The following is a 25,810-nucleotide window of genomic DNA, read 5'->3' as shown; positions in this document are numbered from 1 at the left end:
TTGTGTTCTCGTCTGAAATTTTAATCAAGTCAACCCGGTAATTGTGTCTTTTTTTATCACTATTGTCATAAAAATTTATGATAAGTTTTTTTCATTTCTCCTACCACACAAAGATTTATAATGATATAGCTCACAAACTGATTTATGATATGTAATTTTTTGTTAATTTTTAATAAAATATTGATTTATATTTAATATTATATGTATTTTTATACAAAACTAATAACCATATTTAACAACAACTCATTTTTTTACAAACACTACACTTCCATACCTAGGGACCCGAAAAAGAGAAGGAAAAGATTTTCAAATCAGAAACTGAATAGAAATGATTGTACTGTTCCGTTAAAAACATTGTTAAAGAACCGGGAAAAGCAGTTGAGCAGTTTTGATAGAAAAGTATAATATCACTCCTCATTCAAATCCAGCGTCAATAAAAAACAGAAAGTTTTACTTATCTGCCCGATATTCCTGTGCAGGATGCGAAATTAAGATATTGACTGCTAAAAAAATAAGACCAAACCTTTAAATATATCATTATGAAAACAAACAAAATGTGGCTTTTTCTGGCCTTTCTGTTAATTATTTTTTCCAGCTGTTCTACGATGGATGAAAAAAATTTACTAGAAGAATCTGAACAAAATCTAAATGCCGGCGCTGGTGCAAGAGCATTGGCAGCAACACCCATGCTGCATGTTGGAGGTAAATACCTTAAAGATCCCTGTGACAATAATGTTGTCTTACATGGTGTAGCCATAACTCCCAGCCCCTGGTTTAATGGCTGTCAATATGGTGCGAATTCCGGCTACTGTACCTGGGATAATTACAATGTACAGGGTGCCCTGAACTATAATAAAGCTGTTATGAACAAGCTCAGCAGCGCTGCTGACGGCTGGTATCTCAATTATATCCGCCTCCATATTGATCCGTACTGGACCAATGATCCAGGACCGGCTATCCCTGAGAATGACATCTCGAGATTCAATTATAACCGCCTGGTAACGTATACAGATCAGGTGATTATCCCACTGATCAACCATGCCCGAAGCCTGGGAATGTATGTCATCCTGCGTCCTCCCGGTGTATGCCCGAGCCGTATTGCTGTGAATGATTCCTATCATAGCTATCTTAAGACGGTATGGACCTTTTTGTCGCAGCACCCAGGTTTAAAAAATGCTGATAATGTAATGTTCGAATTAGCGAATGAACCTGTTGAGATTCTGGGGACCAATGGTACTTGGGGCAGTGTAGGAAATGAGCATTTTGCAGCGCTTAAAAATTTCTTTCAGCCGTTGGTAACTATCATCCGTAACAATGGGGCGAATAATGTCTGCTGGATACCGGGTACAGGATGGCAATCCCATTACCAAGGCTATGTAAACAACCAGATCACCGGTGGTAATATTGGTTATGCTGTTCATATTTATCCGGGTTACTGGGGAGGTGTCACCAACTATCAATCTTTTCAAAATGCATGGAATATCAATGTAAAACCTATTGCAGACATTGCACCGATCGCCATTACCGAGACGGACTGGGCACCACAGGGATACGGTACCTTCGGTATCGGCACAACCGGTACGGCGGGCGGAAGCGGATTTGGTGCCAATCTAAAATATATTGTAGATCAGTCAGGCAATGTGAGCTGGAATGTTCTTGCCCCGGATAATCTCCTCCACAAGGGCGATCCTAATGCAGGAACAGCCTACAACAACGATTGGGAAGCCTGCGCTGCACCCGTTAAGCAGTGGTTCCAGCAATATGCATCCTCCAATTATCCCGCTGGAAACTGTAACACAACCAGCAGCCTGGTCAATAATGGAATTTATGAAATTGAATTTCAGACTGATGCCAATAAAGTGCTTGATCTAAAATCTGGTGAAGACATCAATGGCGCCGTATTACGACCATGGACAAGAAATGGTGCCGCTGCACAGCGTTGGGTTGCCATTGATGCCGGCAATGGATATTGGCGTTTCGTATCTAAAGCAAGTGCATCTAATCGCTGCATTGATCTGGCAAGCAACAGTAATACACTGGGAACTTCAATCCGGCTTTGGCAAAGCTATAGCAATGATGCACAGGCCTGGCAGGTAGTGCCTGTCTCCAATGGTTATTATAAAATCTTGTCTAAGGTAGACGCTACCCGAGGCTGGGATATTCCTAACTGTACTATGGATGGTAATTCAAACTTACACCTGTGGGATTATTATGGTACCTCCTGCCAATTGTTCAAATTCAAATATATCGGAATGAACTGATGCCAATAAAAAATAGGATGCCTTTTAGCATCCTATTTTTTATATGTGAAAAGTCAATTTTGCTTCGCAAGTCAATGGTGAATTTCTACAAATTGACAGTGAAACGAATTCACTATTGACCATTCACTTTTGACATGTCTAAATTTATCTCTTATGTTGAAGGTTACTTTGCTTCGCAAGCCAATGGTGATTTTAAAAAATTAACAATTGAAACGAATCAGTATGGACCATTCACTTTTACCAGAATCTTACATATAAGGCGGTCAGTAAAAGCAATGTCATCACAATTAAAACCAATGTTCTGTTGTCCACTTTAAACATTGTAACATCAATGGCAAATGCTTTAGGATTTATCTTCGGACCTGCAAGGCTGATGAGGATCATAGAAATAATCGTGATAAAAAACGACCATCCCATGTTGATCAGGAAAGGAATTTCCGTAATGGTATGCACCACTCCATTTTCCTGTTTTTCATATGTGAATGCGGTGTACAACCAGGTTTCTTTTCCAAAAATATCTACGGCAAAGCTGTTGAAGAAAATAGCAAGGACAAATCCTAAGATCACTCCTACCAATGCAGCAGTTCCGGTTGTTCTTTTCCAGAACATCCCCAAAAGGAACATCGCAAAAACTCCCGGGCTTATAAAACCTGTATATTTCTGAATAAATGTAAAGCCGCCTTCTCCTCCTATTCCTAAAACATCTGTCCAGGTAAACGCCAGCGCAGTCATCATAGCAATGATAATGACCCAGCGGCCTGTTCTCACCATCTGAATTTCTGAGGCATCCGTCTTCAGATATTTTTTATAGATATCCAGGGTAAAAATGGTTGAGATACTGTTCACTTTTCCTGCCAGCGAGGCTACTATTGCTGCCGTCAAAGCTGCAATGGCCAACCCCTTTAAACCTACCGGTAAGAATCCCAATATTGCAGAATACGCTCCATCTTTTACTCCATTGAAGCCCGGCAGATGCCCTTTGGAATACAGCACATACGCAGCAATTCCCGGAAGCATTACAATAACAGGCATGAACAGCTTCAGAAAACCGGCAAATAAAATTCCGGTTCTTGCTGTTTTCAGGTCTGCTCCCAAAGCTCTTTGGGTAATATACTGATTGCATCCCCAATAATTCAGGTTCACAATCCACTGGCCGGCAAAGTACATAGCGAGACCCGGCAACACTACATATTTCTGTACCTCAAGGTTCTGGGGCATATCCAAAGTGGTATTGGTTACCGCTGGTTTTTCAAGAATCAGTTTAAAATGCTGAGGAGCTTCACTGATCAGCGTATTAAATCCTGCTAAAGCATTCCCCACAGCAGCTCCGTTGATTCTCTGGTCTACAATCTGCAGCGCCATATACACCGTGGCAAAACCTCCGATAATAAGGACTGCTACCTGAATGACGTCTGTATATCCTATCACTTTCATACCGCCAAGGCCGATCAGTAGTGCCATAAGTAAAAGGGCTATCATAATGCCGTGAAGATGTTCTCCCCCTAATAAAGTATCAATGGCCAATGCTCCAAGGTAAAGAATGGAAGTAAGATTCACAATAACATACAGAAACAGCCAGAATACGGCCATGATGAGCGAAACGGATTTGTTATACCTCCTTTCCAGAAACTGAGGCATGGTATAAATCTTATTTTTAAGATAGATGGGTATAAACCAGACTGCAATGATGATCAGTGCAAGCGCAGCTATCCATTCGTAAGCGGCAACTGCAATTCCTACAAAGAAGCCTTCACCGCTCATTCCGATAAACTGCTCAGCAGAAATATTGGAAGCGATTAAGCTGGCTCCGATAGCCCACCATGTTAATGATCCTTCAGCAAGGAAATAATCCTTACTTCCTGTAGATTCAGACTTTTTCTTTTTATAGATCCATAATCCGTAAGAAGCTACCACTACAAAATAGATCAGGAATATGATAATGTCAATAGTTGCTAATTTTCCCATAGTTTACTTTTTAACGGAGAATTTATAAATGGTTTTAGAATGGTATTTCTGTCCGGGCTTCAGCTCTGTAGAAGGGAAAGACGGCTGATTGGGAGAGTCCGGGAAATGTTGTGTTTCCAGGCAGAATCCTGTTCTGAATTCATTTTTGCCACCGGTTTTGGTATCAAACTTTCCGTCAAGAAAATTTCCGGAATAAAACTGTACTCCGGGTTCGTCTGTAAGAACCTCCATCAATCTTCCTGTTGCGGGATGATAGACCTGGGCGATGCTACGGAAACCTTTTCCATTCAGAATCCAATTATGGTCATATCCTTTACCTTTTTTCAGCTGATCATCTTCTGCATTGATATCTTTTCCGATAGATTTTGCGGCTGTGAAGTCAAACGGAGTTCCTTTTACATCTTTCTGCTCACCGGTAGGAATTAAAGTTTCGTTCACCGGAAGAAAATAATCTGCATTGATCAGCAGTTCATGATCAGTAATGGTTTTTGTAAAATTTCCGGACAGGTTAAAATAAGAATGCTGGGTAAGATTCACCACTGTTGGCTTATCAGTTTCTGCTTCGTAGGAAATTTCCAGCGCATTGTCGTCCGTAAGGGTATAGAAAACGGTTGTTGTCAGCTTCCCCGGATATCCCTCTTCCCCGTCGTTGCTGGTATACGATAATTTCAGGGTGGGAAATTTCGCATCTTTTACGGCCTCAATATTCCAGAATCTGGTATGGAATCCTTCTTTTCCTCCGTGAAGGCTGTTTGGACCATCGTTTTTATCAATTTCATATGTTTTTCCTTCCAGCGAGAATTTCGCGTTGGCAATTCTGTTACCATATCTTCCGATTAAAGCACCGAAATAATAGGGATTGCCTTCGAAGTATCCTTCGGGTTTGGTAAAGCCCAGTACGACATCCTCATATTTTCCATTTCTGTCGGGTGCTGTTAAAGATATGATAATTCCTCCGAAATTGATGACCTCAACTTTCATCCCGTTTTTATTGGTCAGTGTGTATTTTTTAATAGAATCGCCTTTTGGCGTCACTCCATAGTCTGAAGTATGAACATTCTCCATTTTTCCTGAAATATCCTGTTTGTTATTTTCTTTTCCGCAGCCGAAAATAATTAAAAATAATAAAATAAAAATGCCATTATGTGTTGTTTTTTTCATAATTATTTACATATTTTTTAAAATTAATTAACGATAATACATTTCATTCCAACGAAGTGTATTTTTAAAATCATGCATTCTGGTATCTTCATCAATGACTAAAGATTCAATGCCTGCTATATCAGCAAAATCTTCCAGCTGTTCTGCTGAAATATTTTCACTGTAACATGTATGATGTGCTCCACCCGCCAGTATCCATGCTTCTGCAGCGGTATATAAATCAGGAAGAGGTTTCCATAAAACTCTTGCTACCGGAAGTTTGGGCAGCTCTTCTGTAATTTCCAGTGCTCTGGTTTTGTTGATCAGCAGTCTGAAATGGTTTCCAAAGTCCATCAGGGCAGCGTTGAGAGAATCTATGTTTCCTCTGGAGTTAAAAACAAGACGCACCGGATCTGCTTTTCCTCCGATTCCGAGCGGATGAATCTCACATGATGGTTTTCCGGCCGCCAGAACAGGGTCTACTTCCAGCATATGAGAACCCAGAATGGAAGGATTGGACGGGTCTAAATGGTAGGTGTAATCTTCCATGAAAGCATTTCCTCCTTCCAGTCCCTGTCCCATAGTTTTCATGGCACGCACCAGGGCTGCTGTTTTCCAGTCTCCTTCTCCTGCAAATCCGTATCCTTTCTGCATCAGGCGCTGCACGGCAATTCCCGGAAGCTGTTCCAGCCCGTGAAGATCTTCAAAGGTATCGGAGAATCCTTTAAATCCTCCGTCTTTTAAAAATTTTTCAAGTCCTAGCTCAATTTTTGCGGCGGTATGCAGAGCATTTCTTTGTGCCCCACCTTCCAACAGTGATGCAGCCATGTGGTAAGAAGATTCATATTCTTCCATCAGGCTTTTTATTTCCCCTTCACTTGTTGAATTAATGACTCCGACAAGATCACCGATTCCCCAGGTATTGACTGAGAAACCGAACTGTGTTTCAGCTTCCACTTTATCTCCGTCTGTAACGGCTACAAATCTCATGTTATCCCCGAATCGAGCAAATTTTGCTCCCTGCCAGTCATCCCATCCGGCAGCAACACGGCTCCAGTCGCCAATCTGTTTCTGAACTCTTTCTTCCGACCAGTGCCCCACGACTACTTTTCTGCTCTTTCGGAGCCTGCTTACCATAAATCCAAATTCACGGTCACCATGAGCAGCCTGATTAAGATTCATAAAATCCATATCCATCGTAGACCATGGGATATCTCTGTTGAACTGTGTATGCAGATGCAGAAGAGGTTTTTGTAAAATTTTTAATCCTCTGATCCACATTTTGGCGGGTGAGAAGGTATGCATCCAGGTAATCACTCCTATGCAGCTTTCTGCATGATTAGCGGCTGCTATGGTTTCAAATATCTCTTCGGTGGTTGTTACGGTTGGTTTTATGATGACTTTTACCGGAATAAAGACTGATTTTTCAAGTTCTTCTACAATTTTCCGGCTGTGTTCTGCTACCTGAGCGAGTGTTTCAGGTCCGTATAAATGCTGACTTCCTGTGATAAACCAGACTTCTTTGGTATTGAGCGGTGTTAACATATTTTTATTGATCGTTAATAGTTATTTATTTTCAGTGTTGAATGATTGTCCGTAGTAAGCATTCTTACCGTGCTTGCGTTCATAGTGCTTTTTGATGAGTGCCTCTTTCAAACGTTCTGCGTCCGGATTGATCTGTCTTGTGAGATATGCCATTTCGGCAATGGTTTCCAGTACTTTGCTGTTGTATACTGCTTTTTCAGCAGTTTTTCCCCATGTGAAGGGGCCATGATTACCAATAAGAACCATTTCCACTTCTTCCGGAGAGAGTTTTTTTTCTGTAAAGCATTCCAGAATCTGTATTCCTGTGTTGTACTCATAATTTCCCTGAATCAGCTCATCGCGCATGGGGGGAGCACAGGGAATATCTGACGTGAGATGATCTGCATGGGTGGTCCCGAAAACAGGAATATCCATCTGTGCCTGTGCCCACGCCACAGAATAAATGGCATGAGTATGGGAAATACCACCGATATTTTCCCAGTTTTTGTACAGGTATGCATGGGTTTTAGTATCAGAAGAAGGTCTGAGCCTGCCTTCAATGACATTGGCGTCAAAGTCGAGAATCACCATATCTTCCGGTTTTAGAATTTCATACGGAACACCGCTTGGTTTAATGGCAAAAATCCCCTTTTCGCGGTCTACAGCGCTTACATTCCCGAAGGTATAGACTACCAGCTTCAGGGCATCCAGCTGCATATTCGCTTCGTAACATTCTCTTTGGAGTTCTTTATAGGTATTCATTTTGAGTATCATTCAAAGGTTAATATTCAGGAGTTCTGTAGCTCCTTCCTGCTCTTTTTCAGTTTGGTATTGTGTTCTACAAAATCAGCGAGCTTCTGGTATTGCAGCATCAGCTCTCTGTATATTTTTGCTTCTTCAGGTTTCGGATGGTATTCTGCTTCAAACGCGGAGCCCATTTTCCTACTTGCTTCCTGTACCGTAGGATAAATGCCCGCTGATACGGCTGCATAAACGGCTGCTCCTAAAGCGGGTGTCTGATCTGAGGCTGCAACAGCAATCGGCATATCCAAAACATTAGCGAGGGTCTGCATGATCAATGGTGATTTCCTTGCTACTCCGCCGATTCCAATTACTTTATTGATTTTCAGACCTTCATCTTCAAAACGGTCCACGATTTTTTTAGCTCCGAAACAGATGGCATTGACTAAAGCCTTGAAAATATGGGGTGCCTTGGTTCCCAGGGAAAGCTGGCTGATGGCTGCTTTAAGTTCCTGGTCTGCGTCTGGTGTTCTTCTTCCGTTCACCCAGTCTAATGCAACAGGCACAGTGTCAGCATGTGGAATTTTTTCGGCTTCAAGAGTTAGCTTTCTGATGAGTTCATGCTCCATTTCACCGGCCAGCTTTGTCTTCTGCTCTTCCGAAATGCTTTCGGAATGCATCATGATCTGATGAACCGGCCACATCAGAATATCTTTATACCAGGCCAGCACATCTCCAAATGCAGACTGTCCCGCTTCCAGCCCTATTAATCCGGGAATTACAGAGCCATCTACCTGCCCGCAGATTCCTTTTACGGTTGTGTCTCCGATCGTTTCTCCTGAAGCTACCATGATATCACACGTTGAGGTTCCCATAATCCTGATCAGCGTATTTTCCTCCACTTTTGCTCCTACAGCTCCTGAGTGGGCATCAAATGTGCCTACTGTAATAACAGTATTGGTGGTAAGGCCGGTTTTTGCTGCCCATTCTTCGTTCAGATGTCCTGCTATTTCGTCTGAAGTAAATGTTTCTTTATATAATTTTTCTCTAAGTTTTCCCAGCGAAGGATCAAGCCTGTTGAGAAATTCTTCAGAAGGCAGACCGCCCCATGATTCATGCCACATTGCTTTATGGCCTGCTGCACAACGGCTTCTTTTAAAATCAGCCACATTTTGATGATCAGATAAAAGGAAGGTCATAAAATCACAATGCTCCATCCAGGTGTAAGCAGCATTTTTCACCGCTTCGTCTACTCTACTGATGTGCAGTATTTTGGCCCAAAACCATTCTGATGAGTAGATACCGCCTTCATATTTAGTATAATCTTCCCCACCCCAGGTTTTGGCAAGGGTATTGATTTCTTCAGCCTCCCGGATAGCGGTATGATCTTTCCATAAAACCATCATGGCATTGGGATTCTCTTCAAAGCCGGGAACAAGAGCCAATGCTTTTCCTTCCCTTGTTACCGGAAGCGGTGAGGAGCCTGTGGTGTCAATACAAATACTAACGATCTGCTCAGGTGGAATTCCGCTTTCTCTTACGACTTCTGAAATAGTCTTTTCCAGCCCTTCAATATGATCTGAAGGATGCTGTCTGAAGCTGTTGGCAGAAGGATCACAGTATTTGCCTTCTTTCCATCTCTGGTAATAACTGACTGAAGAAGCTATTTCGGAACCGTTTTCTGTGTCGATAAGCACGGCCCGCACGGAATCTGTACCATAGTCCAGCCCGATAACGTATTTTTTCATGGTGGTAAAACGTTTTTGATGATGAGATTTAATTTCTCCTGATGAGATAAAAACAAATATAAGATTCTATTTCAAATAAATGTAAAAAATACACTTATTTTTTATAACAGTTTTAATTTCAATACATTAAATTAATTCAAGCTTTAAAACGACTAAGGAATTAGCGGGAATTTCCGCTGTTATTTTCCCATTTTTTAATAAGGAAGTCTCTTCTTTAGGCATCACAGATTCAGTATTGAAATTATTTTCACTGGAAAGCGCTGGTGCAGAAAGATCTATCCGGTTCAACTTTTTGCCTACTTTGAGGTTGATAGGATTAATATTGATTTTTTTAGCCTGCGCATCAGTATTGACTATTTTAATAATGATTTCATTTTTCTTTGTATCCTTTACTGCCGTAGCATATAAATTTTCCTGTCCTGACAGGACTTTTCCTTCATTTTCAACTTTAAGTAAATCTGTTCCTTTATTGTTGGAGAATAACTTCTGAACATAATAATTAGGAGTGGCGTAAGATTTCAGATTATTAAACCAGATAAGGTCAGGAGTCCATTGCCAGCCATCCGCATGGGCAAAAAGCGGTGCATAAGAAGTCATGTGGACAACATCTGCATTTCTTTCAAGCCCGGTCATGAAAGCGGCTTCTGAAAGTGCTGTGAGCCAGTTATTTTTATTATCAGGCTTCACCACCCCTACAGACTGGGCTGCATATTCTCCCGCAAAAACTTTTGGCCCGGAACGGTCATAGTGATCATATCTTCCGGCATTTCTCATAAACCAATCGGGTGAATTGTAGTAATGCTCATCAACAATCTGTGCGTTAAGCTGTTTCAGCTCTTTCCAGCCATATTCGAAGAATTCGCCGTCAGGTGATGGTCCGCTTCCTGAGATGATCTTAATGCCGGGATATTTTGCATGGATCGCTTTTTCAAACACTTTATAACGTTCAATATAATCTGGTCCCCACTGCTCATTCCCTACCCCGATCAATTTTAAATTAAAAGGTTTTGCATGCCCCATATCAGCACGAAGCTTCCCCCATTTTGTGGTTCCGGAATCTCCGTTAGCAAATTCTATAAGATCCAGCGCATCCTGAACATACGGATCCAGATCTTCCATTTTGACGAGTTCTGCCGTATTGAACTGACATGCCATTCCGCAGCTCAGAATAGGAACAGGCTCTGCGCCCAAATCTTCGGAAAGCTGAAAATATTCAAAAAATCCTAACCCAAAAGATTGTCCGTAATCGGGTGTAAGACGGTGCGGAAATCCTGTACTCCATTTATTGATGAGATATTCCCGGTCTGCTACATTTCCCACTGTTTTTTTCCACTGGTACCTTTCTGCCAATGTTCTTCCTTCTACAATACATCCTCCCGGAAACCGCAGAAATCCTGGCTGCAAATCATCTAATTTTTGTACCAGATCCCTGCGTAATCCGCCTTTTCTGTTTTTCCAGGTGTCCTGCGGGAAAAGTGAAATCATATCCATATTCACAATTCCGTTTCCTGTAAAAGTAATCTGCAGTTTTGCTTTTTCAACTGTTCGCGGGGTTTGTAAAACAGTATTGTATTTCTGCCATCCTTTCTGTTTTATGATTGTGGAGACTGAAGCGATTTCTTTTCCGCTTTCATCAACAAGGCGTGCGTTTACAGCAGCGATATTTCCGGAGACATTTTCCAGATCAAAACTGAAATCATATTTTGCCCCTTCGTGAATACCAATTCCTCTGAAACCCTCGTTTTCCAGAAGGTAATTTTTATTGTTTAAAACGGTAATTCTTGCATAATTTTTATTGCTCTTGGAATGATCCGTATAAATGGTCAGAAACCCGGAATCCAGATTGGGGGAAAGCGTTTTTGTATTGGGCTGTTTCCATCCTGTAAAAGGTTCATCAAATTCAAAACTCCGGTTTTTAATCAGTTCAGCATATAGTCCTCCGTCTGCTGCAAAATTGATATCTTCAAAGAAAATCCCGTACATGGTTGGCTGTATTGTAACAGGAGCTGGGTTTTCTTTCAGGTCCAGATTATAGGTGCGGACCGTAGTATGCTGAGCAGAAAATAATGTGCAGCCCAGCGACATTGTAATGGAAAGTATTGTATTTTTTGTTGACATAGATCTTGTTTTTGAAAGTACGGCCTGAAATTTTATCCTGAATTTATCTTGTTATTTTACTTGTAACGGAATCGTTTTTAGGCCGGCATCATCAGATGTTCCCCCGTAGAGAATCGTGTACTCTCCAGGTTTTGAAACCAGATCATCTGCTTTTTCATCATAGAATGCAAATGAATCTCTGGAAAGGATCAGCCGGATATTTTTTGTTTCTTTAGATATAATCAAAGTCCTTTCAAAAGCTCTTAAAGTTTTTACCGGGGCCTGGGAATCATTATTTCTTTTAATATACACCTGCACAACTTCTTCGCCGTCTTTATCAGAAATATTAGTGACCGGAATTGTGATTGTCACATTTTCGCTGATACTGATTGTATTTTTACTCAGCTTTGCATTTCCATACATAAATTTTGAGTAGCTTAAACCATGTCCGAATGGATAGAGCGGCTTTTCTGTCATATAACGATAGGTTCGCCCCTGCATATCATAATTTTCAAATCCCTGATGTTTACTTGTCTTCGACAGGGAATTGTCCAGCTGTTCAAGGTTCGTGTAAAAGGTAATGGGTAGTTTTCCGGAAGGGTTATAATCCCCTGCCAAAACATCTGCTACAGCGGTTCCTCCGGCTTGCCCGCCATACCAGGCATTGACCAGAGCGTCATAATTCTTTTCATCCTGTGCCAGTCCCAAAGCACTTCCGGTGCACAGAACAAAAACAACAGGTTTTCCCGTTTTTCTGAGTTCTGCCAACAGTTCACGTTGAACATTAGGAAGGGCAATGGATGTTTTATCGCCTCCTCTGAAACCTTCTGCGTTTACCATCATCTCCTCACCTTCGAGACTTGGAGAAAGTCCTCCTGCAAAGATGATAGCATCCGCATTTTTCACCCTTTCTCTTACCGCGGTAAAATTGACCGGGTCTTTTCTGTAGACTTCAAAGCTGATGCTTACATATTTTCCTTTTTGTGTATGACGGAGTTCTATATGATATTCTTTTCCTTTCTCCATTTTTACGGGAAATTCTGAAGGATGTCTTGCGTCAGGACCTTTTCTTGTTGCTATTTCTTTCCCATCCACAAAAAGTGTATAGATATCAGAAGTGGACGCAGAAAATATGACCTCTCCTGTATAAGTGCTTTTGAAAATTCCTGAAATGACAGCTGAAGTATTTTCTCTTCCTACATGGGGTGCAAGCTGGGTTCCGCCGAAACTGCTGTAGCTGATTGAGGCTGCATTCACTGAGGTATTGGCTGGCTCACCTTTGAATTCACTGTTATTGAAAAACTCAACTTTCATTCCTTTGATCCCGTTTTTCTGGCTGATAAAATTCTGGAAGAGTGAAGTTCTGGAAGAAGCGTCTGTGACTTCGCTTCCTTTTTCGTAAATGATTTCAGCATTGGGGAACCTGGTTTTGATTCCGTCTAAAATTGTTACAATGGAAGAAGGCGTTCCGTTATAGTTTCCCAGCTGCATCAGCCTGTCATCCGCATTGGGACCTACAACGGCAATTTTTTTGATATTTCTGCTGAGCGGCAGCACATTTTTTTCGTTTTTCATCAGCACAATTGATTTCAGTGCCATTTTCAGTGCCTGTTTTTTATGTTCCTCGGAATCCACAACATCGTAGGGAATTGTATTCCAGTGAACGGAAGATTTCGGATCAAGCATTCCGAGTTCAAACCATCCTTTCAGAATCCTGCGCATTGATAGATCAATATCCTTTTCTGTAATCAGCCCGCCCGCCAGGGCTTTGGTAAGATTGTTATAAGTGTCTCCGCATTCCAGATCTGTGGAGTGTTTCAGGGCATCTGCGGCAGTTGTTTTTTCATCAGGATGGGTACCATGGTATTTTTTCTGATAGAAATCGGCCAGTGCCCAGCAGTCTGAAACCACCATTCCGTCGTACTTCCATTTTCCCCGGAGAATTTCCGTGAGTAAGGTATTGCTGGCACAGCACGGCTGACCGTCAAAAGCATTATAGGCACACATGACCTCTCTTACATTACCCTCCAGTACCAATGCTTTGAAAGCAGGAAGGTAGGTTTCATACAGATCTCTCTTAGAAATTTCTGCATTATAAGAATGACGGTTCCATTCCGGGCCGCTGTGTACAGCAAAATGTTTGGCACAGGCATGCGTTTTAAAATATTTAGGGTCATTCCCCTGCAGACCTTTTACAGCAGCAACGCCTAAAACGGAAGTAAGATAGGGATCTTCGCCATAGGTTTCCTGACCTCTTCCCCATCTTGGATCACGGAAGATATTGATGTTAGGAGTCCAGAAGGTAAGCCCTTCGTAACGTCCTGTCTTTTGGGCTTCATCGAATGACCGGTTATACTTCGCCCGTGCTTCATCAGAAATCATTTCAAACGTTTTAAAATGTTCCGCAACATCCCATGTAGCTGCCATTCCTATTGCTTGAGGAAAAACAGTAGCGGTGCCTGCTCTTGCCACTCCATGAAGGGCTTCATTCCACCATCCATATGCAGGAATTTGCAGACGGGGAACTGCCTGGGAATTGTCCATCATCATTCCTATTTTTTCTTCTGCTGTCAGTAAAGTAAGAAGGTTTTCTATTCTTTCATTAACAGGAAGATCGGGATTCCTGAACGGGTATTTATAATGGCTCTGAGCTAATAACAAAGGGGCTCCCAGTGTTGCACATAATGTTAATACAATTCTTTTCATAAGGATTATGGTTTCAATAAAGTCCTAACAACTTTTATGATTTTTGCGGTTCAATTTTTTAACCACCGATTTCACGGATGTTCACGGATGACTGTGCCTTTTTTTTAATACTTCGATCTTTCGATCTTGATTCTTCGGTCATCTCATGGATATTGGTAAAGCCATCATAAGCTAATGTGATGATGGCTTTGGATTGGGTTTTATTCTTTGACAAATTTTTGTTTTAGTACTGTATTGTTCTTACAGGTAACCTCAACGAAGTAGATTCCGGCCGGAAGGCCTGCCACATTAATTTGGTTTTTTCCTGTATTGATCTTCAATCCGGATGTAATGACACTCCCTTTCCCATCAAAAATAGCGGCTACAGCTTCCGGAAAATCAGAATCAATAAAAAGATCTGCTTTTACAGGATTAGGATAGATCTTAACAGGTTCCTTTTTCGTATCCGTAAGGTTATTTCTGGTGTTTAACGATCCAAAATTTAAAGGCAGAACGCTGGCAGAATAGGTATTTTCTTCTGAAAGATAAGCTTTGAAGGAGTTTATTAAAGGCTCACTTCCAGCCGTTATTTTATAAAAACCGGTTACCCCGTTTTCAGTTTTCAGGAAGTAGCCGCCAGCCGGAACCTTGATGCTCTGGTAGACGCCGTTCATTTGGTCTACAGTAATTGCCTTGGGCGTGGAAACATTTCCTGAACCGTTGAAAGTGATAGTTCCTGTGGCATTGATCAGTACCGGAGTATTCGCAGGAATAATTCCGTTGGAAATTGCAGTACAGTTGATATTATTGGATCCGGGTGACATCAAATATGCACTTACTCCGGAAGGTATATTCGCCTGAAATGGCAGGATCAGCACATCGTAGCCATTGAACGTACGGCTGTAAGAAGCATTATTGGCAGTGAAATTGAACGGCACGTGAAAATCCATCCCCTGGCCGGAGAGAACAAGGTTTGAGCATGTGGCACCCGAGATCACATTAGCAGCCGGTGAATTTGTACTTGCACTGACGTAGTAGATACTGTTAGTATTGGCACTGATAGGCTGCCAGTTATTGGAAGCGGTAATCCCAGCAGCATTTCTAAAGTCTACAGAGGTATAGTAGCCGTTTTCCAGGGCATCCATCAGATAGCTGTCGCTTGCGGAATAGGTTCCTCCGAATTTTGAAGCATTTTCATTTCCTACATTGAAATAAACATCTCCAAGATTCAGGGTAAGTACAGAACTGTAATTGGAATTCCTCAATCCTAAAATTCCCTTACATCCGTCTGTAAGCACCTGTCTTGAAATATCGAACGTCATATCAAAATTTCCTCCCTGAGGAAAGTTGATTCTGCCATAATTATAAGATTTCGCTACCCCCTGGCTGTTGATATAATACAACGTTGTGTTATCAGAATAGCTTTGTCCTGCTGTTGTATAGCTGTTTACGTGCAATATCAGCTTATTATACCGGTCATCAAGCTGAAGATATCCGTTAGCGGCGGTCATATTATTGCTGATAAGAGGACTTGGGTTGGAGAAGGTTACCGTAGTATTGCTGATATTGAATCCTGTACCAAAGGCTGTATTGGTAGCAGTCTGGGTTTCAATTTTATTATAATGAATATCACCGCCCGTCATTAGAGAAGCAGGTCTGTCTCCACTTTTATTAAAAACAAAGGTCATGACACTGGAAGGGCTGATATCAGCAGCTGGCCGGAATGTTGGTGTACTCATAGCCACTGGTGTGCTGACCATACTGGATTGTGCATTGGTAAGGACTTTTGTACCAGAAGTAGTGTAAAAAGGGAGATCAACCTTTAAAGTATAGGCATTCTGAGAGGGATTAATAACCATAAGAACGACCTGATTCCCATCCTGAGAAATATAGGAAGAACCTTGTAAAACTCCGGTTTTATCATCCCATTTTGCTTCTATTCTTGTTTTTCCTGTGGTGTACCGGGCATAATGTGAAAGGACATAACCTCTTTTGGTCATTACACCTGCGGTAGTTCCGTACGTTCCGTCGCCCATTAAACCGTAATAGCGTTTGGCTGAGTAATGGATCCATGCATTGATATTTCCCAATAATGCATTGTTGACACTAGCTGCAAAATTAAATGCATCAGCATTCCAGCTGAAATCACGTGCAGGCTGGGAAGATGAAGAATTCCAGTTGATCAGATATTCTGTCTGCCAGAGTTCTTTATTATTATTCTGAAATTGCTTGTAGACAGACTGAATAAGACCATACTGGTGACCTCCATATACTTCAAAATTGGCCATTGCCGAAGGATCCAGCAAGGCACTGGCAAAATTATCTGTAAACCCCACACTTTCCGGAGCAATCACCTTGCAGTTGATGAGATGTCCATAATTTTTTACAAATGTGGCCATCTGAGCCGGCGTCCAGATACATCCCTGGTACTGAGCCATCTCATCCGGTTCATTTTGAATAGAAATATAATCAAGCTTACTCCGTTATTCTGAAGATAAGTAACAAAACTGTTGAGATAAAGGGCGTAGTCCTGATAGTTTTCGGTTTTCAGGTATCCAATCTGCTGTACTCCGTTGGTATCAGTGTACACTGCATTGACATGGTTATTGGTCTTCCAGGCTGCGGGCATGGTCCATGGTGTTGCAAAAATAGTGAGTCCCATTGATTTGGCAAGCTGTGCAGTAGCCAATACGGAGCTCCAGTTGCTGCTGTTTTCAGGAATATATAATCTCATTATATTATAACCACCCTCGCTGGAGGTTCCCCAGAGATTCTGAATTTCTGCTGTAGACATGTGGTTGTAAGCAAACTGAGGGCTGCAGACAAATCCTCCGAATCCTCTGATTTTCTGATACGTAATATTCTTATCAATTTTTACCGTGGTAAGCTGGCCCTGCAGCGTACCGCTGAAATACAAAACCATGGAATACATGGATATAAGACTTACAATTTTTTTCATAATGTTTGGGTTTACTATTTGTGATTTGAGTGTAAACAATTCGAATAAGGACAAAGATTCCCTGGTAAGACTATCATTTTACCAGAATCGGGTTTGAAGAATTCTTTATTTCACTGTGTTAGCATTAGTGAAGCATTTCACTTTCCGGAGCGCCCAGATAAGAGGGTTTCAGACCTCCTGTGCTGATCAGGAGTTTTTCCAGTACAATGCCCGGTTCCAGCACTCTGAAACGTAATGTATGTTTTCCTGCCTGCGAAATCAAATGTTTTGTAATGGATTTAATGATATGTTCGGACTGCCATTTTCCCAATTCTCCTTTGTAATGACCGTTGAAATTCACAACCTGTGCAGGCTGATTATCCCAAGAAATTTCATAGCGCAGTCCTTTATTGTGATTAAAATTTAAGGTAGGTGCCAAAAGAAGCTCAACCTCCAGTTCTCCTTTAGATTCAAAGTTAATATCATACTCCAGCCAGATATTTTCTTCCGTTTTAGGATAGGTATTCTGCGGAAAGGTTGTTATCCCGGATTTTGTTTTTCCGAAATCAGGAATTACTTCCCAATGAATTCTGTCGGATTGGTTCATTCTTGCAAAGTTTTCCGCTTCAATTGACACGTAGCCGTTTTTTTCCCGGAACATTTTTTCTTTGGGAACGTCCCCTTTGGAAATATAGGTGACTTCAGGCATTATGTTTTCTTTTCCGTCTGCCCAGCTTTTGTAACCTATCCTCATCTGATCCATCATATGCTTCCATTTTCCTCCGGCTATCACATTGTTGTATTGATTGTCCAGATAAGCATTTCTTTCAAAGCACGCCTTCACTTTATCAGCATAAATATTAGCTTCCGGATCTTTTTTCGCAGCAAGTTCCCTGTTTTTTGCCACCGCATAATACATTTCGTATAAATTGCTGCACGCATCAATCGGGTACAAAACCAGCTGATAATATGCATCCTGATATTCGGAAGGGATCTGCTCTTTCAGACGTAAGGCTTCTAAAGCTAATGTTCTGTAGTCATTTAAAACCGTTTCAAATTCATGGTAATTCTCAAGGCTGTAGGTTTTGCTGTCAAGGGTTTCAGGGGTTACTCTTCTGTTATATTTGGAGTACAGATTAATCAGCCTGGCAATTTCGCGCGCATGCTTTTCTCCAAACTGCTGAGCGGCCCATTCTTCAGTATATTCAAAAAGATTTCCGGCATTAAACTGCTTAGGATTCCAGGCCATTTTCAGGAAAAAGCTGACAGGAAATTCCATTGGTTTTAAATCTCCAACATTAACAATCCAAAGCTTATCTACCTTGTGCTCATAAGAAAGGTTCATCTGCTCCCAGACTCTCTGAATGGGACTGATGTTGATCCATTTGGAATTTCTGGGTCCGCCCACATAATCGAAATGATAGTAGATTCCGTATCCTCCTTTATGCAGGGGTTTTGAAAGGTCGGGAAGCTTTCTTACATTTCCCCAGTTATCATCACAGAACAGCAGAATAACATCGTCCGGCACTCTCATTCCTTTGTCATAATAATCCTGAACTTCTTTATACAGTGCCCACACCTGAGGTGTTTTCTCTGCTTTTTTTCCGGTAACCTCAGCAATAATCTTACGCTGGTCTTTCACAATTTTCTCCAGCAGGGAAATATTGGTTCCATCCCCCATTGCTTCATCGCCATCACCCCGCATTCCCACTGTTACCAGCTTTTCCCAGTTTTTGCTTCTTTCTATCCCGGATTTCCAGAATTTCTGCAGCACTTCTGCATTTTTACTGTAATCCCAGACATTCGGGAGATTATTTTTTTTGACATACCTGTGCCAGTCCGTTTGTGCCAAAGCCATAGGCTCGTGGTGAGAAGTTCCCATCACAATTCCCATCTCATTGGCCAGCGGACCGCTGAGAGCATCATCATCATAAAATGCTTTTCCCCACATTGCCGGCCAGATATAATTTCCTTTCAGGCGCAGGATCAGCTCAAAAACTTTTTCGTAAAACTGACTGTTTATTCCTCCGAAAGTTGCCCTTGCCCAACCTCCCAACGAAGGTTCTTCATCGTTAAGGAAAATGCCCCGGTATTCTACAGCTGGCTCACCATCTGTATAGGTCCCTTTTTTGAAATATAAATGATCTTTCACCTGAACCGGAACATCTGCCCAGTAATACCATGGCGAAACGCCTATCTGCTGAGACATTTCGTAAATTCCGTAAATGGTTCCTCTTTTGTCACTTCCTGCAATCACAATGGCTTCAGAAACTCCCGGAAAAGGATTGCTGATGTTCTGAATGATATATTTTTCGCGTTTTCCGGTTAAGGCTTTCCCATCTATTTTTTTTTGCCTGATGAGATCATCAACGACTGATCTTGTGCCTGCCGTTCCAATAATGACTAAGGGAGACTGCAATCCTGAAACCTGATTAAGAAGTAGCGGCTGTGCTCCTGTTACTTTCTGAAAATCTGCCTGCAGGTTTTTTACAGCTCTTACAATTCCCTGATCTGTTCCGGGGCTGGTAAAAATGGAAAGACTGACCGTTTTTTCTTTCAGAATGAGGGTTCCGGAACTTTTCTCAGTGCTGATGAACGGTTCTGCAGCATGGATCTTTAAACAAAATCCCAATAACACAGTGAGAAAAAATATTTTTAAATGATTCATAGTCAGTTCTGGTTTTAATTTTAAAAACGTTGTCCTTTTTAATCGGGCTTTGATGGTATCAAACCTGTAAGGATTGTTGATTTAATCTTTCAGGACGAAGCCTCCCTGCGGCTGTATTTCAATACTGAAATCTCCTTTTGCATTTATTTTCACTTCTTTCTCTGAAGAATTTCCTTTTGCATCATCATTGATCAGTTTTATCGTTTTTCCGGCGAACATCGGAAGCTTCATTTTCAGCTTTTTTGATTGTTTTTCTGCATTCACACCTGCTGCATACCAATGTTCATCGTGTTTTCTTGCAATTACTGTATATTTGCCGGGATAGCCGTTGATAAAGACCGTTTCATCCCAAAGTGTAGGAACTTCTTTCATAAAGTCAAGTTCAAATTCCGGTGCATCTGTAAGATTATTGGGCATAATGGCAAACATCTGAACAGGATTCTGAAAAAGAACTGCTGTAGCCAGCTGAAAGCCGTCTGTGGTATGTCTTTTATTTTTGTCTCTGTTGGATTCTGTCAGGTATTTATTGAGAAAAGTTCCTCCGAATTCCATACTCCCCACGGTATTTCTGATAAAGGGGTGAAGTGTGGCAAAAAAAGCTTCCTGCTTACGCACATCTTCTGAGAAATAAAGCATTTCTGAAGCGAGAACGGCTTCGCTTCCTGCATAGTTCGGGTACATTATTTCCCAGCCTCTCGGCAAGGTAGCTCCGTGAAAAATAATGGTTAAGCCATAGTCATTGGCATCTGAAAGAATATCTTCATAAAGACGCATGGTTTCCTGTTTGTCTCCTCCGAAAAAATCTACTTTCAGTCCTTTTACACCAACATCTTTCAGCCATTTCATTTCCTTTTTACGTTCTACGGATGAGCTCATCTTATTTCTTGGTCCCATAGGCGCATCGTTGGCTGCTCCATTGGAATTGTACCAAAGCAATACCCCGACATTTCTTGATTTTGCATATTGAATAAGCGCTCTCATACGGTCTTTGCCTATATTTTTATCCCAAAGCGCATCCATGAGAATAAACGGGTATTTCAGCGCAGCGGCAAGATCTATGAATTTTACCTGATCATCGTAGTTCATACTTTTATCCTGCCACAGAATCCAGCTCCAGGTAGATTTCCCGAACTGATACTCCTGTGAAGGCTCATACATAGGATCTACAACATCAAAAGGAACGGTAGTCTCTACGATGGGTTTCAAAGAGCGGCCCACGGTAATTGTTCTCCACGGTGTCTTTCCGGGAAGAGAAACCGCGGCTCCGGTACTTCCGAAACCGTTATTTTCAGCAATATCCGGATAGGCTACTTTGTAAAGGTTTTCCTCTGCTGTGGTCTCCAGATGGGAAGCGCAGTACATACTGTTCACCCCAGTTTCTGAAAGTAACAGCCATCCCTCATTTCCGATATGAAACAAGCCGGGGAAAACATAGCCGTAATCAGATGGTATTCCCAGCCCGGCATCGGCTTTATAGCCGCTTTCATAACTAGGAGCGGTCCGGGCGAAACCTGTCATCGGTTTCATCATGGGGGAAAGAAAAGTAGTGGTCTGCGACGGGAATCTGTAGCCTGTTATTTCTGACTGTACAACAATGCTTAACCGATCTTTCATTGGAGGAATGGTGTAACGGAAAGCAATATTATTGTTACTTACCTGAAAATCAACACCTATCTGATAATCGTCTGCATTGATAAAATGAACTGTTAACGTATTGGCGTGATAATCAATATTGGATTTTTTGATTTTCAGGTTGGTATATTTCTTAGAAATCACTTCTTTTTTGCTGTCAGAGAATTTCAGATTCTTTGAAAAATCGGATTCATTGGTTACCAGGCCTAACGGAGATTTTTCCAGCATTATCATTCCGTCAAAGGTAACATCGTACAAAACCTTACCTCCTTCTGAAAAGACGTGGAGCTTAATTTGACCGTCAGGACTTGTGATTTCCGCCACCTGTGCAAAGCTTTTGCTTATCAGCAGCAGGCTGCATACAATATATAAAACTTTTTTTCTCATCATTAATTATTTTCAAGAAAGGTCCAGTAATCGAAGTACATAATATCTGTTGAGGCTTTTCCATTGAATACAAAGTACAGATCATGGATACCGGTAATTTTTTCAGTCAACTGAACTTTTACGGTTTCCCAGCGGTCATCCCCGCCCGTCAGCGGAACCTTTACCGTAGCGGCAACGGGTCCGTTCACAGCATCCAGATGAACGGTCATTGTAACGTCACTATTATGGGTAGTTCCTACTCTTGCAGAGAAGGCAGCAACTCCTTTTTTCCGGAAATCAACATTCTTTACACTGGTATAAGCCCCATTTTTCTTTGCTTTGATGAAAACACCAGCCTCTTTATTCTGATAGGATTTTACATTTTCCGACCAGGCAATCATTTCTGCCTGATTGAACGAATAAGGATTAACTGCTGCAATAGCTTTGGTAATACCGTCAGTCATTGAAAACGGTGAAATGGAACCGTCTTTATTGAATGTAAGTTCCTGCAGACTTACCGATCTTGTAAAACCGCTTCCGCCCGGCAATGCACCATTGTGATAAAAGAAATACGTTTTCCCCCGGAAGTCTATAACGCCGGGATGATTGGTAAATGATTTTCCTTCTGCAGGCATGATAATGCCTCCGTATTTCCACGGTCCCTGTGCTGTTTTTCCGGTAGAATATCCTATAAATTCGGGTAGAGGACCTCCAGGCCAGAAGAGATAATAGAAATTTTTTCTTTTGTACAGCCAGGGCCCTTCCTCATATTTTGAAGGTCTTTCCGGATTAGGTGTTCCCTCTCTTTTACCAAATGATTCTTCACTCATCGGAACTTCTGTGATGCTTCCGGAATAGGAAATCATATCCTCATTCAGCTTTACATATTTAAGCTTAGGGTTTCCCCAATACATATGAGCCTGGCCGTCATCATCCACAAAAACAGTGGGATCAATATCTCCCCATTCGCTCTGCACAAGCGGTTTTCCCAATGGATCATGGAAGGGTCCAAACGGACTGTCGCCTACAGCAACACCAATGGCGCCTTTATTATTGGTTTTGGACCACATGGGAGCATAGATGAAAAACTTCCCGTTTCTTTCAATGCATTGTGCAGCCCAGGCATCGCGTTTTGCCCAGTCAAAATCTTTATAGGAAAGTACTGTTCCGTGATCCGTCCAGTTGACCATATCATTCGTGGAATATACTTTCCAGTCGTTCATGGTAAACCATGTAGAATCATCTTCATCGTGAGTGGTATACACATATAGTCTGTCATTATAAACCATGGGAGCAGGATCCGCTGTATAACTGGTCTGTACGATAGGATTCTGGGAAAATCCCATTGGGGAAAACCCTATCAATGGCATTATGCTGAGATATAGTTTACTGATATTCATAGAATGGGAATTGGATTTAAAAAAAATTTAATCTGATGGTTATTCTGATTTCAGAGTGCTATTTATATCTTCCTGATTTACAGGCTTGAAAAGAAGCTGCGAAAACAGATAAAGATCATTTTTCCACACCTTAAAATCGTGTCCGCCCGGTTCTACATAAAAAATATGAGGAATTTTATGGTCTGTAAGATACCCGCTTGTTCTTTTGCTGAAGGGCATCAGCCTGTCCTGATCTCCGCAGGAAATCCAGAGAAGCTTTAATTGTTTAGCTTTTGTGGGATCAGGAAGAAGCTGTTGAGGTTCTTTGGTATTCGGAGCTGCCGAAAAGGCACCTACCCAAGCGAATCTGTCTATATTTCCCAATCCGAAATTCAGGGTTTGGCCGCCTCCCATGGAAAGTCCCGCAATGGCTCTGTCGTTTCTATCTTTTTTTACAGGGTATTTTTTTTCTACAAAGGGGATCAGATCATTCAGCAGGTCTTTTTCAAAGGTTGCAAAAGCTTCTACTTTATCCTTTGCCATGATGTCTCCGGTTGCCCTGTCGTCCTTCATCGCCCGGCCGTTGGGAAGTACAACAATCATGGGAGAAAGTTTTCCTTTGGCATACAGATTATCTAAAATAATTTGCGGAGTTCCATTTTTAAACCACTCTTTTTCATCTCCTCCAATACCGTGTAGCAGATATAGAACGGGATATTGAGCGCTTTTTTTATATCCGGGAGGCGTATATACCAAAGCTTTACGTGTAGTTCCAACCGTTGCCGAAGAATACTGTATAGTATCAATTTTTCCGTGTGGAATTTCCTTTTTTTCTATATCAAAATCCTGTGGTACCTTTTTATCAAAAGCCTGTGCAGAAATAAAAACTCCTGACAGCATAAAACCTAATGCTAATACAACTGACTTATTCATGATTTTTTATTTGTAGTTTCAACACTTATTATTTTGGATAAAAAAATAATAGTGTATTATTTTTTTGCTTATTTATCACAGATTTTCTGTGCTTCTATTATTATTTTCCTGTTTCATTGATCCTAAAAAAATCAACATCTACGAAACCTCCGGTATTTTTAGTGGCATAATTGAAAACTGCGAATTTGGATCCCATAAAAAATCTACGGTAATCAAAGATCATTTTGTAGTCTTTTGCCATCTCTGTCCAGTTCTTCTGATCAGTGCTGTAATAAAAATCTGCGAGATCTTTCCCAAGATTAAAATTCGCATCAATACGCAGGAAAACCTTATCCGAATTGAGAGGAATCCGTTTTTTTTCTTCTTTTTTAACTCCGGTAATCGCTTTGGTTTTACTGTCCAGGCTTACTTCATTGGTTGAAAAAACAATGAATTTTTCTTTACCTTCCTTTACTACTGACAAAATCCCGGAATCCCCGTTGAAGGCGCTGAAACCTGCAACATCTCCATCTTTCATTCCTTTGAGATCCATTGCTACAACCGCTGAAGAAACCGGACCTTCCATCCTTTGAGTTAAAGTATTTGGTGCAGCTTACAGATTATCTACTACCCTGCTGGTTTTCAGTCTCAGAAATCCTTTTCTTTCGGATAAAGACCATGCTTCATTCACAGGATTATGATTCCACTGCCACTGAATTTTCATTTTTTTACCGGAAAACTCATCACTTTCTACCAGATGATTTTTCGCTTTGAATGGCGGAAGCGGAACTTCTCCTTTCAAGGGGACTTTCCCATTATCTCCCAACACCGGCCAGTCGTTTTTCCATTCAACGGGCAGCAATAAAGGAACACGTCCCACTCCGTTTCTGTCCTGGAAAATCAGAGAATACCAGTTGCCGTTTTCATCATCTATCAAAGCGCCCTGACCTGCGTAGGAAAACCCTAAAAAATTATCTTCCAGAATTATTTTTTTCTCATACGGACCTTTTACCTGGTCTGATCTGTAGACGACCTGGCGGCGTTTCCCGTTTTTAGGCCACGAGATCATCATCATGTAGTATTTTCCGTTTCTTTTGATGATCTGGTTGCCTTCCAGAAGTCCGGTTTCCGAATCATCTTTCTGAAAGACTTCGGTTCCATCCGGATTTCCGATAACTTCTTTAAAATCCTGGCTCAGCTCAAAAACTTTATTGGAGGTGAAAACGTAGATTCTGTCATCATCATCAAAAAACAGTGAAGCATCGTGAAAATGGCGCGTTCTTGTGATGAGTTTCCATTTTCCTTTTTCGGGATCATCAGTCACATAGAAATAAGATTTGAAAGGTTCATCATTCGGAGAAAATAAGACATAATATTTCCCTTTATGGTAACGGATTGAAGAAGCCCACTGCCCTCTTCCATAGACTGTTCCGTTCAGCAGATTATATTTTGAATTATCATTCAGTGTATCAAAAACATATCCGGACATTTCCCAATGGACCAGATCTTTGGAATGCATTACGGGAGCTCCGGGCATCAGATGCATGGTGGTACTGATCAGGTAAAAATCACTTCCGTTTCTGGTAATGGATAAATCCGGTGCATCTGCCCAAATAATTGGGTTGGTAAATGCTGTGCCCTGTTTTCCGGAAGGATTTACCTGGGCTGAGAGAAGATTCAGCCCGATAAACCCCAATAAAGAAACTATATAAGATTTTTTGATTTTCAAAATGTATTGTATGTTTGGTTTTACT

The 25,810-nt window shown here is 41.4% G+C and carries 15 protein-coding genes and 1 pseudogene; 1 reads left to right on the top strand and 15 read right to left on the bottom strand.

Features of this window, described 5'->3' with window-relative positions:
- Positions 1–539: 539 nt before the first annotated feature.
- Positions 540–2,261 (top strand): RICIN domain-containing protein, encoded by a 1,722-nt coding sequence (locus BLW74_RS08415; protein WP_089691623.1) that lies wholly within the window; start codon positions 540–542, stop codon positions 2,259–2,261.
- Positions 2,262–2,498: 237 nt separating this feature from the next.
- On the opposite strand, the gene BLW74_RS08410 is transcribed toward BLW74_RS08415, so the two are convergent.
- From BLW74_RS08410 to BLW74_RS08350, 15 genes and pseudogenes are all read right to left on the bottom strand, one after another.
- Positions 2,499–4,226, bottom strand: a complete 1,728-nt coding sequence (locus tag BLW74_RS08410) for a sodium:solute symporter family transporter (RefSeq protein ID WP_089691620.1) — start codon at positions 4,224–4,226, stop codon at positions 2,499–2,501.
- A 3-nt stretch (positions 4,227–4,229) separates the two neighbouring features.
- On the bottom strand, positions 4,230–5,387 hold the full coding sequence (locus BLW74_RS08405) for an aldose epimerase family protein (protein ID WP_089691617.1): 1,158 nt from the start codon (positions 5,385–5,387) through the stop codon (positions 4,230–4,232).
- Positions 5,388–5,414: 27 nt separating this feature from the next.
- On the bottom strand, positions 5,415–6,911 hold the full coding sequence (gene araA / locus BLW74_RS08400; RefSeq protein ID WP_089691614.1) for an L-arabinose isomerase: 1,497 nt from the start codon (positions 6,909–6,911) through the stop codon (positions 5,415–5,417).
- A 21-nt stretch (positions 6,912–6,932) separates the two neighbouring features.
- Positions 6,933–7,652, bottom strand: coding sequence for an L-ribulose-5-phosphate 4-epimerase (locus BLW74_RS08395; protein WP_089691611.1), 720 nt, complete (start codon positions 7,650–7,652; stop codon positions 6,933–6,935).
- Positions 7,653–7,678: 26 nt separating this feature from the next.
- Positions 7,679–9,379, bottom strand: coding sequence for a ribulokinase (locus BLW74_RS08390; protein WP_089691609.1), 1,701 nt, complete (start codon positions 9,377–9,379; stop codon positions 7,679–7,681).
- A gap of 126 nt (positions 9,380–9,505) precedes the next feature.
- The gene (locus tag BLW74_RS08385) at positions 9,506–11,497 is read right to left on the bottom strand and encodes an alpha-L-arabinofuranosidase C-terminal domain-containing protein (RefSeq protein WP_089691606.1); all 1,992 of its coding nucleotides are present in this window, start codon (positions 11,495–11,497) and stop codon (positions 9,506–9,508) included.
- A gap of 51 nt (positions 11,498–11,548) precedes the next feature.
- A complete protein-coding gene (locus BLW74_RS08380) occupies positions 11,549–14,182 on the bottom strand; it encodes a glycoside hydrolase family 3 C-terminal domain-containing protein (RefSeq protein ID WP_089691603.1) in 2,634 nt (877 codons plus the stop codon).
- A 58-nt stretch (positions 14,183–14,240) separates the two neighbouring features.
- Positions 14,241–14,396 (bottom strand): hypothetical protein, encoded by a 156-nt coding sequence (locus BLW74_RS22400; protein ID WP_167358399.1) that lies wholly within the window; start codon positions 14,394–14,396, stop codon positions 14,241–14,243.
- A complete protein-coding gene (locus BLW74_RS08375; protein ID WP_228424830.1) occupies positions 14,383–16,599 on the bottom strand; it encodes a T9SS type A sorting domain-containing protein in 2,217 nt (738 codons plus the stop codon). The genes BLW74_RS22400 and BLW74_RS08375 overlap by 14 nt, the downstream gene beginning before the upstream one ends.
- Positions 16,545–17,120: a glycoside hydrolase gene (locus BLW74_RS22670; protein ID WP_228424828.1), complete on the bottom strand. Its 576-nt coding sequence runs from the start codon at positions 17,118–17,120 to the stop codon at positions 16,545–16,547. The genes BLW74_RS08375 and BLW74_RS22670 overlap by 55 nt, the downstream gene beginning before the upstream one ends.
- A gap of 124 nt (positions 17,121–17,244) precedes the next feature.
- A complete protein-coding gene (locus BLW74_RS08370; RefSeq protein WP_089691600.1) occupies positions 17,245–19,767 on the bottom strand; it encodes a glycosyl hydrolase 115 family protein in 2,523 nt (840 codons plus the stop codon).
- Positions 19,768–19,848: 81 nt separating this feature from the next.
- Positions 19,849–21,789 (bottom strand): glycoside hydrolase family 97 protein, encoded by a 1,941-nt coding sequence (locus BLW74_RS08365; RefSeq protein ID WP_228424826.1) that lies wholly within the window; start codon positions 21,787–21,789, stop codon positions 19,849–19,851.
- The gene (locus BLW74_RS08360) at positions 21,789–23,165 is read right to left on the bottom strand and encodes a glycoside hydrolase family 43 protein (protein WP_228424824.1); all 1,377 of its coding nucleotides are present in this window, start codon (positions 23,163–23,165) and stop codon (positions 21,789–21,791) included. The genes BLW74_RS08365 and BLW74_RS08360 overlap by 1 nt, the downstream gene beginning before the upstream one ends.
- A 39-nt stretch (positions 23,166–23,204) precedes the next feature.
- Positions 23,205–24,077 (bottom strand): alpha/beta hydrolase, encoded by an 873-nt coding sequence (locus BLW74_RS08355; RefSeq protein WP_089691587.1) that lies wholly within the window; start codon positions 24,075–24,077, stop codon positions 23,205–23,207.
- Positions 24,078–24,177: 100 nt separating this feature from the next.
- Positions 24,178–25,752, bottom strand: a pseudogene (locus tag BLW74_RS08350) (glycoside hydrolase family 43 protein).
- Between the last annotated feature and the right edge of the window lie 58 nt (positions 25,753–25,810).

This window comes from Chryseobacterium culicis, assembly GCF_900108365.1.
Taxonomy (GTDB): Bacteria; Bacteroidota; Bacteroidia; order Flavobacteriales; family Weeksellaceae; genus Chryseobacterium; species Chryseobacterium culicis.
This window is presented reverse-complemented; position numbering and strand designations above follow the sequence as displayed.